Source organism: Moorena sp., assembly GCF_982860115.1.
In genome coordinates this window covers 1-12,726 of sequence record NZ_CEYLVT010000215.1, presented here as the reverse complement: position 1 = coordinate 12,726, position 12,726 = coordinate 1, and the positions used below count along the sequence as shown (strand labels likewise).

The 12,726-nt window shown below is 44.3% G+C and carries 14 protein-coding genes; all 14 read right to left on the bottom strand.

Annotation, left to right across the window (positions count from 1 at the left end):
- Nucleotides 1-63: 63 nt before the first annotated feature.
- The 14 genes from AC4II3_RS26330 to crtD all read right to left on the bottom strand — a co-directional run bounded on the left by AC4II3_RS26330 (nucleotide 64) and on the right by crtD (nucleotide 12,606).
- Nucleotides 64-1,881, bottom strand: coding sequence for an ABC transporter ATP-binding protein (locus AC4II3_RS26330; RefSeq protein ID WP_488013270.1), 1,818 nt, complete (start codon nucleotides 1,879-1,881; stop codon nucleotides 64-66).
- Between the two features lie 8 nt (nucleotides 1,882-1,889).
- Complete coding sequence (locus AC4II3_RS26325) at nucleotides 1,890-2,816, bottom strand: hypothetical protein (RefSeq protein ID WP_488013272.1); 927 nt, start codon at nucleotides 2,814-2,816, stop codon at nucleotides 1,890-1,892.
- Between the two features lie 257 nt (nucleotides 2,817-3,073).
- Nucleotides 3,074-3,289: a lasso peptide gene (locus AC4II3_RS26320; RefSeq protein WP_488013274.1), complete on the bottom strand. Its 216-nt coding sequence runs from the start codon at nucleotides 3,287-3,289 to the stop codon at nucleotides 3,074-3,076.
- An 87-nt stretch (nucleotides 3,290-3,376) separates the two neighbouring features.
- Complete coding sequence (locus AC4II3_RS26315; protein WP_488013276.1) at nucleotides 3,377-3,586, bottom strand: lasso peptide; 210 nt, start codon at nucleotides 3,584-3,586, stop codon at nucleotides 3,377-3,379.
- An 89-nt stretch (nucleotides 3,587-3,675) separates the two neighbouring features.
- Nucleotides 3,676-3,888 carry a lasso peptide gene (locus AC4II3_RS26310; protein ID WP_488013278.1) on the bottom strand — a complete coding sequence of 71 codons (213 nt, stop codon included), beginning with the start codon at nucleotides 3,886-3,888 and terminating at the stop codon, nucleotides 3,676-3,678.
- A gap of 103 nt (nucleotides 3,889-3,991) precedes the next feature.
- Entirely contained in the window at nucleotides 3,992-4,189 is a 198-nt protein-coding gene (locus AC4II3_RS26305; protein WP_488013280.1) for a lasso peptide, read from the bottom strand.
- A gap of 102 nt (nucleotides 4,190-4,291) precedes the next feature.
- Entirely contained in the window at nucleotides 4,292-4,504 is a 213-nt protein-coding gene (locus AC4II3_RS26300; RefSeq protein ID WP_488013282.1) for a lasso peptide, read from the bottom strand.
- A 118-nt stretch (nucleotides 4,505-4,622) separates the two neighbouring features.
- Nucleotides 4,623-6,641, bottom strand: coding sequence for a lasso peptide isopeptide bond-forming cyclase (locus tag AC4II3_RS26295; RefSeq protein ID WP_488013284.1), 2,019 nt, complete (start codon nucleotides 6,639-6,641; stop codon nucleotides 4,623-4,625).
- Nucleotides 6,638-7,084: a lasso peptide biosynthesis B2 protein gene (locus tag AC4II3_RS26290; RefSeq protein WP_488013286.1), complete on the bottom strand. Its 447-nt coding sequence runs from the start codon at nucleotides 7,082-7,084 to the stop codon at nucleotides 6,638-6,640. Before AC4II3_RS26290 ends, AC4II3_RS26295 begins: the two co-directional genes overlap by 4 nt.
- Nucleotides 7,068-7,373 (bottom strand): PqqD family peptide modification chaperone, encoded by a 306-nt coding sequence (locus tag AC4II3_RS26285; protein WP_287297194.1) that lies wholly within the window; start codon nucleotides 7,371-7,373, stop codon nucleotides 7,068-7,070. Before AC4II3_RS26285 ends, AC4II3_RS26290 begins: the two co-directional genes overlap by 17 nt.
- Nucleotides 7,374-8,088: 715 nt before the next feature.
- Complete coding sequence (locus tag AC4II3_RS26280; RefSeq protein ID WP_488013288.1) at nucleotides 8,089-8,268, bottom strand: hypothetical protein; 180 nt, start codon at nucleotides 8,266-8,268, stop codon at nucleotides 8,089-8,091.
- 584 nt (nucleotides 8,269-8,852) lie between these two features.
- A complete protein-coding gene (locus tag AC4II3_RS26275) occupies nucleotides 8,853-9,767 on the bottom strand; it encodes an RpnC/YadD family protein (protein WP_488029531.1) in 915 nt (304 codons plus the stop codon).
- Nucleotides 9,768-9,960: 193 nt separating this feature from the next.
- Complete coding sequence (locus AC4II3_RS26270; RefSeq protein WP_488029529.1) at nucleotides 9,961-10,884, bottom strand: RpnC/YadD family protein; 924 nt, start codon at nucleotides 10,882-10,884, stop codon at nucleotides 9,961-9,963.
- Nucleotides 10,885-11,013: 129 nt separating this feature from the next.
- On the bottom strand, nucleotides 11,014-12,606 hold the full coding sequence (gene crtD, locus AC4II3_RS26265) for a C-3',4' desaturase CrtD (RefSeq protein ID WP_488013296.1): 1,593 nt from the start codon (nucleotides 12,604-12,606) through the stop codon (nucleotides 11,014-11,016).
- Between the last annotated feature and the right edge of the window lie 120 nt (nucleotides 12,607-12,726).

The following is a 12,726-nucleotide window of genomic DNA, read 5'->3' as shown; positions in this document are numbered from 1 at the left end:
AGCTGATAGCTGATAGCTGATAGCTGATAGCTGATAGCTGATAGCTGATAGCTTACCTTCAAGTTAGCGATAATTTTTAGCCTGAGTTTCAAACAAATGGGCATAAGTACCATCTAACTGCATCAGTTCCGAATGGGTACCGCTTTCCACAATTGAACCTTGGTCCATCACATAGATCCGGTCAGCCATTTTTACAGTAGATAAGCGATGGGTGATCAGAATAGCAGCTTGATCTTCGATCAGTTCGCGGAATTTCATAAACACCTCGTATTCTGCCTTAGGATCCATAGCAGAGGTAGGTTCATCTAATACAATCACCTGAGAGTCTCGTAGAAAAGCTCGTGCTAAGGCTATTTTCTGCCATTGACCAATACTAAGTTCTTCCCCTTGGTCAAATAATTTCCCCAACATGGTATTATACCCTTGGGGTAAACTAGTGATAACCTCATCAGCACCAGAACGACGAGCAGCATCAATAATAGTTTCGTGATCTCGTGGTAAATCAATGTCCGCTAACCATATATTTTCCTTAGCGGTGAAATTATATTTAGCGTAGTCTTGGAAAATTACACTGATTTGGCGACGTAAGTCAGCTATTTTAAAATTGCGGATATCAATCCCATCAATGGTGATGCTACCAGCAGTTGGATCGTACAAACGACACAAGAGTTTAATTAACGTTGTTTTACCGGAACCGTTTTCTCCTACTAGGGCGATAGTTTCCCCTGGTCGCACCGTGAGGTTGATATTTTTAAGTGCCTTACGAGTTGTAGTACCGTATTGGAAACTAACATGATCGAAAACAATACCACGGCTCATGGAGTGGGGAATTAGTTTGGGATACGTTGGTTCAACAACCTTAGGTTTTAGATCCAGAAATTCGTAGAGGTTACCTAAGAATAGGTTATCTTCATAAAGACCAGATATACTAGTTAGTAATGCTCGAATATTATTTTGTCCCCGCTGCAACGCTTGGTGATACAGCACTAAATCTCCTAAGCGCAAATCCCCATGAACAGTTTGATAGACAATAAAGCCATAGACAGAAAAAATTAACATTCCGGCAACGGCTTGAGCACAAAAGTTAGCAAAGGAGCGTCCAGTGGCAATGGCTACTTTTTCTTTATAAAGTTGCTCTCGGATGCGACGATACCAGTCAGTAAAGAAAACCCCTAAATCAAACAAGCGAATTTCTTTAGCAAACTGGTCTGAGGTTAGCATATAACCCAAATACATGGATTGCCGTTCCATGGGTGTTTTTTTACGCTGCCAACGATAAATAACCCGAGAGTATTTTACCCGCACCACCATCGCGGGCATGGCAGCAATAAATAAAATCCCAGCAATTCCCCAATGGAGGGAGAGTAATAAACTCACCATCGCTAACAAGGAAATACTATTTTGAGCTATTTGTGTGAGACGATTTAGGACTCGGGGCGGTCGGTAGGGCGCTTCTTGTTGAGCTCGTTGTAAGGTATCGTAGTATAGGGCATTTTCGTAGTACTCTAAGTCAGCTTCTAGGGATTTATCCTGAATAATCCCTTGCATGTAGTCAGTCACTCGCTGAGAATGAGCAGTATTGACTACTTCACCTAACGAGTTCAAAAGAGTAGTGACAAGAGTAACTGTACCGGCTAAGATTAGGAAAAGTAAAACATCACGAAATACCGCTTGTTTATCAGAATTAAGTAATCCGTCAGTTACTGTGTCAATTATTAGTTTAGTAAGATAAATTGATAGTAGAGGTAATATCCCCTGAACCAGCAAAAGTCCTACGCGAGCTCCTGTCAAAAAGGGACTGCTTTGCCAGACTAGACGCAGTGCAGGCAAAAGGCGTAATGTTTGCTGGATTTTTGTTCTTAAAGTTTTGCCTGCTCCCATTTTTTGTGTTAAAGTTTAGAGGTTACAAGTCTAGTGTTGAGGCTATCGTTTTTACTACGATCAAAAGTAGTTAGTTCTTCGATATCTTTCTCCACCAAGGCCACTAGATCAGGAAGTTCCATTAGATTAGGCTTTCTGGTGAAGCGACAGATAGATACAGTCTTGATTAGACTGGCGCACTGACGCAGATGAGTACTGACACAGTCTCGAGCGATTAGCACATCTACATCACGGCTATGACGAACTACTTCAGGGAAAGCTTGTTGAGGCGTTAGCTTGGTAATCTGATGTTGGTCTCCCTTGGCCAATACATAGAGCCGCTTCAGGGGTACAGCAGTGCGTTGAAACCCATCTGTGAATGTGTAGGAAAGCTTTGGTGCGTTTGGGTAAAGAGGAGGTAAGTTCTTTGAATTGTGTCCTAAAGAATCCGCTGCTGATGGCCAAAGTTTAATCTGAGGGAAGCTAGGAATAATCAAAGGATAACCGTCATCAAGGTTGACAGGCATAACATCATCCGTTATTACCTGATAACCCTTCCGATGAAACGCTCCTGCTAAGGTGGATTTACCCCAGCCTGACCCACCCATGAATGCGATCGCTTGATTGTTGACCACAATGCTGCTAGCATGGAGCACTAGGAATCCCCGCTGTCGCAGCACCACAGACATACAAGCTCCAAGGATGTTAGGGCTGAGCTTGGAGTTGTCCGCTCCTGTCACAGGTTCGATAGTAATCTCTCGCCCATCTTTAATCAAAACCTTTGCTTTGCCATGCAATTCCCCAAGAACACGGTTGCTCCAATTAGCTGTTTCTGGAGGAAGATGACTCAATTTCCCTAAACGTATGATCACATCAGGGGGTCCATCAGAGTCGATCAGCTCGGGTAAGGGAATCTCTGAGTGAATACAAAGGTTGTAGGCCTTATAGATGTACATAATTGATACTTAGGAGCAGGTTAAACTTGATGGGAGAACTTGATAGCAGAAAAAGCGTCCCCTAACTCTAGCCAAGACCCTTCTGCTGAGTCAGTGTTGCAGGACTAACGACTTGGGGAGTGCTAGGCAATCTACTTCGGAGTTGTTTAAAGATGATCTTGCTAGTAGTAGATAATGTAGTAGTAGATAATGCCTTTGTCGCCTTTGGTGATAGCGCTACTGATATTCATTACTCACCATCACCAGTGTTAATCTTGTTACGGTAGACGGTCTTCTAGTTTGAACTGATCACAATTATTATTATTGGTATCGCAGTCTAGGCTATATGAGTGATCAGATAATATAGGAGTATCGGCAGTTAAATTACCATTGAAAATCAGGACATCTGCAATCCGATCATTCCCAGTGATTTGGGTGAGCTCCTCAATGGTGCCGTGAACAATTATCTCTGGAGTAGCGTAGGTTTTATCCATGGTGTTTTCCTTTTGCTGATGCTAGCTTAAGGTAGTCACACCCTAATTTGAACTATTGACTAGTAAACATTATCAGTAGTAATTGTCTTACTGACGGTCTTCTAGTTTGAACTGATCACAATTACCATTGTTATCGCAGTCTAGGCTGAATGAATCATCAGATAATATAGGAGTATCGGCAGTCAAATTACCATTGAAAATCAGGACATCTGCAATCCGATCATTCCCAGTGATTTGGGTTAGCTCTTCAATAGAACCGTGAACAATCATCTCTGGTTTAGTGTAGGTTTTTTGCATGGTGTTACTTTCCTTGTGCATATTGTGGTTTAAGGTAGTTACACCCTGAGTTGAACTATAGATTACTTACCTCACCAGTAGTAATCCTGTTAAGGTAGACGGTCTTCTAGTTTGAAGGGATCACAATTACCATTGTTATCGCAGTCTAGGCTGATTGAGTCATCGGATGTAGGAGGAGCATTTGGATCCAAATTACCATTAAAAATCAGGACATCTGCAATCCGATCAGGCCCAGTGATTTCGGTGAGCTCCTCAATAGAACCGTGAACAATCATTTCTGGTGTAGTGTAGGTTTTTAGCATGGTGTTACTTTCCTTATACTTATTGTGCTTTAAAGTAGTCACACCCTGAGTAACGAGTATGAATTACTCACTAAATTACTCACTATCATCAGTAGTAATCCTGTTACTGTAGTTGGAACGGATCACAATTACCATTGTTATCGCAGTCTAGACTATATGAGTCATCTGATGAAGCCTGGGGATTATTCAAATCACCATTGAAAATCAGCACATCGGCCATCCGATCAGGCCCACTGATTTCGGTGAGCTCTTCAATAGAACCGTGAACAATCATTTCTGGTGTAGTGTAGCTTTTTAGCATGGTGTTACTTTGGTTGTACTTATTTTGGGTTTAAGGTAGTCACACCCTGAGTTAAAGTATTAATTACTCACTAATTACTCACTATCACCAGTCGTAATCCTGTTACGGTAGACGATCTTCTAGTTTGAAGGGATCACAATTACCATTGTTATCGCAGTCTAGGCTGATTGAGTCATCGGATGTAGGAGGAGCATTGGGATCCAAATTACCGTTGAAAATCAGGACATCTGCAATCCGATCAGGTCCGGTGATTTCGGTCAGCTCCTCAATGGTGCCGTGAACAATCATCTCTGGTGTAGTGTAAGTTTTTAGCATGGTTTTACTTTCCTTTTGCTGATAGTAATTTAAGGTAGTGATACCCTGAATTGGACTTACGGTGTTTCTTGGTTGTGCCCAAACCACGATCCCAAGCAGATTCCCTGCCAAGTTAGACTTAGGGTGTCACTTGGGTGCGGTCAAGCCACAACGCTAAGATGATTCCCTGCCAGACTGTCATGCAGTCTTTTTCTCGCACCCTGCCTCCTGAGGTCATGCGTCGATGAACTTGTCTCAGAAAGTCTGTGTCAACGTACCCTTCAATGAGTTCAAGCTTATTCAAGATCACGTCGTCGAATACCTGACGATTTACGGTGAGCAGACCGTGAATAAAGTTTGGACCCATATGGGCTTTGCCTCCTCGCCACTGGACAGCTTTTGGTAATATATCGGCCATCCCACGGCGCAACACCATCCGACTCCATCCCTGGTAGAGTTTCTGCTCGGAAGGCAGTGCTAGACAGAATTCAAGTAGCCGCTTATCCATAAAGGGATGACGAGCTTCGAGGGAAAATGCAGCATTGTAGCGGTCGAGCTGCTCTAGAATAAGAGGAAATATACCTTGGCTTAGATTACGCCAGTGGTCTTCTCTGACTGTGAGTGATGGTTGATCTGATTTATCCAATGCTTGGATACGCTGATCAATACCAATGCGTTCAGCAAAGTTGCGGTTAACTAAAGGTGCAACAGAACTAGCTAACTTGTCTTGTCTGCGCCACTTTCGCCAAAGTTCCTTGATTGCTTCTGGAACTAACGCTTTGAGTCCATGATTGAGCAACAGGTGCTTACGGGAAATGCCAAAACGCTTGTGAATCTGATGTACAGCTTTAGCAAAGGCAATCCAGCGTAACTGCTTTGCCAGTGTTTTTAGGTGTAGGATACTGTAGTGTTTAATCAGCCTTTGGGGTGAGTTACCAAAATGTTCGGAAAATGCCTCAGCTTCCTGGACAAAGGTTTCCCACTGTCCTTGATGGGCTAATTCTGTCAATCTAGACACACCATGAAACACGACATTATCGCCATCGAGACCATCTAAAACAATTCGCATCCCTGCTTGCTGAGCAGCTTGACTCAGTCGCCAAGGATAATGATGACTTGGACCAAGTAAGGCTTCGTCTTCATACTGCCAAATGTCGTCAACGTCTGACAGCGGACCAAACTGGTCAGCATGGACATAGTGGGGAATTAGCCCACCTTGTTCTAAAACCGCATTGATGAAGGGACGTTCATCACACTCAGTTACTTTGTCAAAAATGTTGGAGAAGCTGTGGAGTTGAGCATCTCCTGCTTCAGCTAGTAGTTTCCGGGCTACACAAGTGATTGAGGAAGAATCTAATCCACCGCTCAAGTGAGAACCAATGGGAAAAGCACTACGGAGACGACAACGAACTGCTTCGGTAAAGATGTCACGAAATGCTTTAGCATAGGCTTCGTCTGAGTCTAAGATCAGCTCACGATTGGGGTCTAGAGACCAGTAACAGTTTAGCTCTATCCCTGACTGACTAACGACCATGGTGTGAGCAGGAGGAAGCCGGAGAATGTTGTCATAGGTGGTGATGACTTTGTCTTCCATCATCAGGGCGACATAGTCAGCCATCCTGACTTCGTTAAGACGCTTTGGTACGAAGGGTAAACAGAAGAGTGCTTTGATTTCAGAGGCAAAAATAAACCCTTGACCGGATTTGTGATAGTAATAGAAAGGCTTAACCCCAACATGGTCTCTAGCACAGAAGAGGATCTGCTTGTGCTTATCCCAGATAGCGAAGGCAAAGTCACCTAATAGTTTCTCTGGACACTGCTCTCCCCATTTTTCATAAGCGGCTAAGATCAGTTGGCTATCGGTAATTTTTTCTGCTGGAAGGTGGTTCAACTCTAGAGCAACAATCAGTTCCTCTCGATTATCAATCCGAGCATCAGCAGTAATAACTAGATTTCTGGAGTGATTAACCAGAGGTAAGTTTTCCAGCAGCGATTCAGGGGTAGTCCACAGCATCCGATGACCAAGACCAACAGACCCCTGGCACCATATATCTGCTCCGTCTGGTCCCCGGTGGGCAAGGATATCTAACATTTGCCCAATATTTTCCCGGTCTATTGGTTCTTGGTCGAGGTAGTAAATCCCCACAATGCCACTCATAGTTTGCCTCCTTTAAACGATGGTAGTGGGGTAAACCGTGAAAGGTCTCTGAGATAGCCGATCACAACCTGTCCTTGGTTTTCCACCCATGCATGAGCTTCTAATTTTCCTCCCTCCCCTTTGGCAACTCCAATTCTGAGTTGAGGGGAGTAACCACAGCGACTCATCAGTACTTGTGTGGTTAATGCTCTAGCTAAACACTTAACACCACCTGGCATGTAGCGACTGCTGAGATTAACAGCTCCAACAATTTTGCTTAGGTTAGTTTGGTTTACGCCTTGAGCTTTCGGTGATGGCTGACTGATTTTTGCTACCAGTCGCCGCAATGTCTGAAATGGTAGTAACCATAGTGCGAGTCTGATTAATCCTAGTAAGATGAACGTGTTAATCACAAGTTGACGTTCTCTACTAGTAAGGCGCAAGAACTTACGCAACTGCTTCATCTTTTACCTCAATTAGCCCAACTGCTGCGAATTCTTGGAGTAATGCCAACAGATCGCGATCGCATTTTTCCGGCTCAACTTCATACTCTGCTAGCAGTGCATTCCGAATTTCGTCTAAGGTTTTCGGTTCCTGGATCAGATTCCAGATGCTAGCACCTACGGTATTCAAACCATAGTAAACTCCGGACTTCATGTCGAGGATGATTGCCTCTCCTCCAATATCAGAAGATAGTTGCTCTTGAGCTGCTACTACAATTGAAGACTTTGAGATAGTACAATCCAAACTCATGATTTTTTCTTCTCCAAGTAATTATTGCTGTTATATAAAACTAGTGAGGGAATTATATGGGGTTATAATTAATGGATTGAGAGTAATTCCCAAGATTGCTATGCTTGATTAGCTCTGATGGTTGTTACTTTGAGTAAAGTTAGGGTATAGTAGATAAATAACTTGATTAGTTTGAAGAGTTAGTGGTAAGCTAGTATTGCTTGATATCGGGTTTATAAACGAGTTGTTAAAATCCATAAACCCAAAATGATTGGTAGTGTGGTCATCCTGCTCCCGTGAAAGTTTCCAACCTATTTATAATTGGTGTAAGCAAATAGGTATGTAAATTTCAGATCGATTCACTGTCTTGATGCAAAGCGCGAGTGGGGGAGACCCCCAAGACCGCGCTGCCTCCCCAAGACCGCGCTGCATCGCTTTTGCAAAAACTGGTTTACCCTCTCCCCATATCCCTATCAGCCAACTATTCACACTTTAAAAGTGTTACTAATGTGTGAATAGTTGGTTAATTTTGGAATTCTGAATATTTACTGACAGAATTTATACTGTTATGAATAATAGCAGAATGTATAGGAATTAATTATAGGTTAAATTTAAGGTATTTTATTTAATTTAACTGTAGCCTAATTCATCCCATAGTTAAACGATTATTCGGAGATTTTAATAAAACTTTATTTTGTTATTGAATTAATAAAAAAATGATATCAAACTCTGAAAATTATCCCCTTGATGATGTAACGAGTAAAACTCTTTTATGGGATAAAAGTAAATTTCCTAGGTTGGAGGTGGAGTTAAAGAGCGATCGCATTTTAATCCGATAGACAATCCCCCACACATTTGGAGCAACCTGTTGTAACATTGATTCAGAGCCACCGAAATCAGCTGATGATAAATGCATAATTAACTTTAATCAACTTTATGTTGTAATCACTTTAATTTTTCCTTGCCTTCAATTAAATGTTCTCTCCCTTCCAAGTAAATTCCGGACAGTTTTTCAGAAAAACTTTTGCTGCTATATAAGGTCAGTGAAGCTAACAGCCTATGGGCTACGCCCACGCTACTTGAGGTGCTAAGGGTGTTTTTATCTCGGTTGTAAACACACTTCTTGCTGAAAAAGGCAACAGGCAACAGGCAAAAGGCAAGAGGGGAAAGAGATCCGGAGTTTTATCGTCCAAGAAAACAAGACCATACAGGTTTACATCTCATTTGGAAAGGCGATAACAGCCGTTAGCTTTGAGCTAGTTTTCTGGTAGCTACAGTCGTAAATAAAAACCGCAAGTAGGAGCGCACGGCGTGCGCCCCTATCAGATAAGTGGGTTTGGTGAACAGTTTTGGGTCAGTCTTGACCTCGTGATACCCGAACACCATCGGAATACAAGCGGAATACAATTGAACGGTAACAGTGTCTTGATGCAGTCGCTCATGGGGGAAACCACGCCAGTTGCTCATGGGGGGAACCCCCAAGACCGCGCTGCATCGCTATCAATCCGATCGACTGTCTCCAAACCTCTCTAACAGTTCCTGACGAGACAGGTTAAGCAGCACCTGAGTACGGTCTGTGATCGGCAACTGCATCAAAGGCTCAATTGTCCGGGATAATTCGAGATCAACAGTGCCAAATCGCCCTGCTAGTAGATTCTCCACCATCAGGCGCTGTCCATCTAAATTTCCTTGTTCCCGGCCTTGCTCTAAGGTTTCTTCCCGCCAACGCAAATAAGCTGGTGATAAATTCATAATTAACTCCCTCTCGTCTTCAGTTAAATCTTCGCTTTCCTCTATTTTGATACGCCAGTTGGCTAGAATCTCTAAGATGTTACGCCGTAAGGGGTGTCCATCAGGCAGTGCTAACAACTCATTAATGGCTTGGCTTTGAGTCTTATCCCGTCCCAAAATTCTTAACCACAGGGTTTCTTCGGTAAGCGGTAGCTGGTTAATGGCCACCAGAGCTGTGTTGAACCACTCAGGCAAAAAGTAAACTCCTTCGACCCAATCACCGGAATCATTAAGTTTTGCTCCAAAGCCATTCAACAGCTGGGCTGAACAGGACGGGGAGAAAATCCATAAACAGGGCAAGTCGGTTTCACTGACAGGGTTTTTCTCTCGTCGTGCCTTGCGGTGCAGGTCACTGTAGAGGGCAAACAACTTCAGCAGGCAATTACGCACCGCCATGATTCCTGTGGCATTGCGGAACGGTTCCAATAAACAAGCAGTTGATGCCATCTGACCGAGCAATCCGATGTCCTGCGGTGCTGTGGATTCAGAAGCTGTTGGTACAAACCAAATATCGACAAGACGAACTTCACTGGTTAGTTCTCGGCTGACCTCTACTTGACCGTGAGGTGTTAACAACTCACTGAGATACTGTTTGGCAAATTGATCATGAGGCTGTCGGGTCATTAATCCTAACTCTTTGGGGTTGGTGTTAGTAGCCTTCCACAGCTGGTTTGGCAAAAAACAGATCCCATGGATCTTGACATTTTAGACTTTTACCCCATAACCCAAGCTAAGGGCGCAAGGGAAGCGCCCCTAGAACTTCTGAAATCGAACTGAGCTTGGAATACCACCGCAATCCCATTGAACGGTGAGAGCATCAATCCGATCGACTGTCTCCAAACCTCTCCAACAGTTCCTGACGAGACAAGTTGGATAGGTTAAGCAGCACCTGAGTACGGTCTGTGATCGGCAACTGCATCAAAGGCTCAATTGTCCGGGATAATTCGAGATCAACAGTGCCAAATCGCCCTGCTAGTAGATTCTCCACCATCAGGCGCTGTCCATCTAAATTTCCTTGTTCCCGGCCTTGCTCTAAGGTTTCTTCCCGCCAACGCAAATAAGCTGGTGATAAATTCATAATTAACTCCCTCTCGTCTTCAGTTAAATCTTCGCTTTCCTCTATTTTGATACGCCAGTTGGCTAGAATCTCTAAGATGTTACGCCGTAAGGGGTGTCCATCAGGCAGTGCTAACAACTCATTAATGGCTTGGCTTTGAGTCTTATCCCGTCCCAAAATTCTTAACCACAGGGTTTCTTCGGTAAGCGGTAGCTGGTTAATGGCCACCAGAGCTGTGTTGAACCACTCAGGCAAAAAGTAAACTCCTTCGACCCAATCACCGGAATCATTAAGTTTTGCTCCAAAGCCATTCAACAGCTGGGCTGAACAGGACGGGGAGAAAATCCATAAACAGGGCAAGTCGGTTTCACTGACAGGGTTTTTCTCTCGTCGTGCCTTGCGGTGCAGGTCACTGTAGAGGGCAAACAACTTCAGCAGGCAATTACGCACCGCCATGATTCCTGTGGCATTGCGGAACGGTTCCAATAAACAAGCAGTTGATGCCATCTGACCGAGCAATCCGATGTCCTGCGGTGCTGTGGATTCAGAAGCTGTTGGTACAAACCAAATATCGACAAGACGAACTTCACTGGTTAGTTCTCGGCTGACCTCTACCTGACCGTGAGGTGTTAACAACTCCGTTAGATACTGTTTGGCAAATTGATCATGAGGCTGTCTGGTCATTAATCCTAACTCTTTGGGGTTGGTATTAGTAGCCTTTCACAGCTGGTTTGGCAAAAAACAGCTCCCATGGATCTTGACATTTTAGACTTTTACCCCATAACCCAAGCTAGGAACCCTTGGCTTGCGCCCCTACAAGCAAAATGATGTCTCAATCTGCCGTACAGCGGTAAGGGCAGAATAACTTACCCCAGCTGTTCCTTCCCCTGGATGAGTCGAGTCTCCTACTAACCACAGACTTTTGCAAGGTGTGCGAGTGGCAAAGCCAAAGGGCCCAAAGGTGGGTATCCGTTGCCCTATCCCTCCGACAATGCCTTGTTCTCTGGCAGTATAACGGGCAAAGGTGCGAGGGGTTGCTGCTTCTTGGTGAATGATGGTCTCTGGTGTTAAATCAAAGTATTGACTAAGACGTGCGATCGCATTTTCTGTATACTCTTCCTTTAAGCGCTCATAGTCTTGCTTGGACCCCCGCCACCACATGGCAGCATCGGTAAAGGATGAGGCAGTAATGGTAGCTTTTCCCTCTGGTGCTCGTCCATCTCCTGGCTTACTAACCGAAATAAACAAGGAATTATTCTCGCCAATTGGTCCATCGTAGTCATAGAGAAACTGAAGATGGGGAGGACAACCATCAGGAATTGCACGTTTATCTACCCCAAGATAGATGACAAACGCACCGGATGGTGAAGGTAACTTATCGACTCGATATTTATAGCCTGCCATCGAGTAACCTGCCATGGAGGTTCCAGGGAATGTATGTAGATTATTACCTAATAATTTGACTAGGTTTTGCACCGTAACGTTGGCAACTACCTCATCCGCTGGTTCTGTCCACACTTCCCCAGTTTTCTGATTGCGAATCGAAACACCAGTCGCTTTACCACCTGATGTTTCGATTTGTTCAACGGTGTGGCGCATTAGTAGCTTACCCCCCCATTTTTCCAGAGCTTCTACTAAGCGATCGCTTAACACTTGCATACTACCTTGGAGATGAAATAACCCTTGGGGTTCCTGAGAAACTCCTAAGGCTGTTGCAGCATACAACAGTGCTGTCTGATCAACATCCACTTGGGAATAAAGCTTGAGCTGCATATCCAGAAAGGTTTTCAGACGCTTATTGTCATATAAGCCATATCCTCGTAACCCATCCGCTACGGTCATAAAGGTAAAGGGTAGGGTAATTAAGGTATCCGGACGCACTGCTGAGGTTAGTTGCCACAAGTCCCATAAATTCCGAGGTGGTAGCACTGGGTCACGGGATTGGAACTTCCAACTGGCATTGAATAAGGTTGCCATCAGTTGCCAGAAGGGTTCACTACCGGGAAACTGACGTTGTCGTTCTGTTTTCCATTGCTCCGGGTTCCGCCAGATGTTAATCGGTTTAGTTTCACCAGGAAGAAATACCGCACAAGCAGGGTCACAGGGGGTAGCGGCTGGCAGGTCTACTTCCAGTTCATCAAAGATGCGTTTGTGAATGCCACCAGGTTCCAAGCCAGCTACCTGGGTCGCACCAACATCGAAGGTAAAGCCCCGACGTTTGAAGGTAGAGGCGCATCCTCCTGGTACTAGGGCTTGGTCTAGTATTAAAACACGGTAGCCGAGGCTACCGAGCAGTGCTCCAGCGGTTAGTCCACCAATTCCTGCACCGATTACTACTACTTTTTTCTGCGGGAATTTTTTCTTGGAGTATTCTATCTTACCTTTACCGCCCTGAGTGCTTACCATGCTGCTTTATTTGCATTTCTTAATGTTTCTTATCATAATTCTACCTTGAGCCATGGTGTTTGGGATTAAACACAAGGGAAGGGAGTCGGGAGTCGGGAGTCGGGAGTCGGGAGTCGGGAG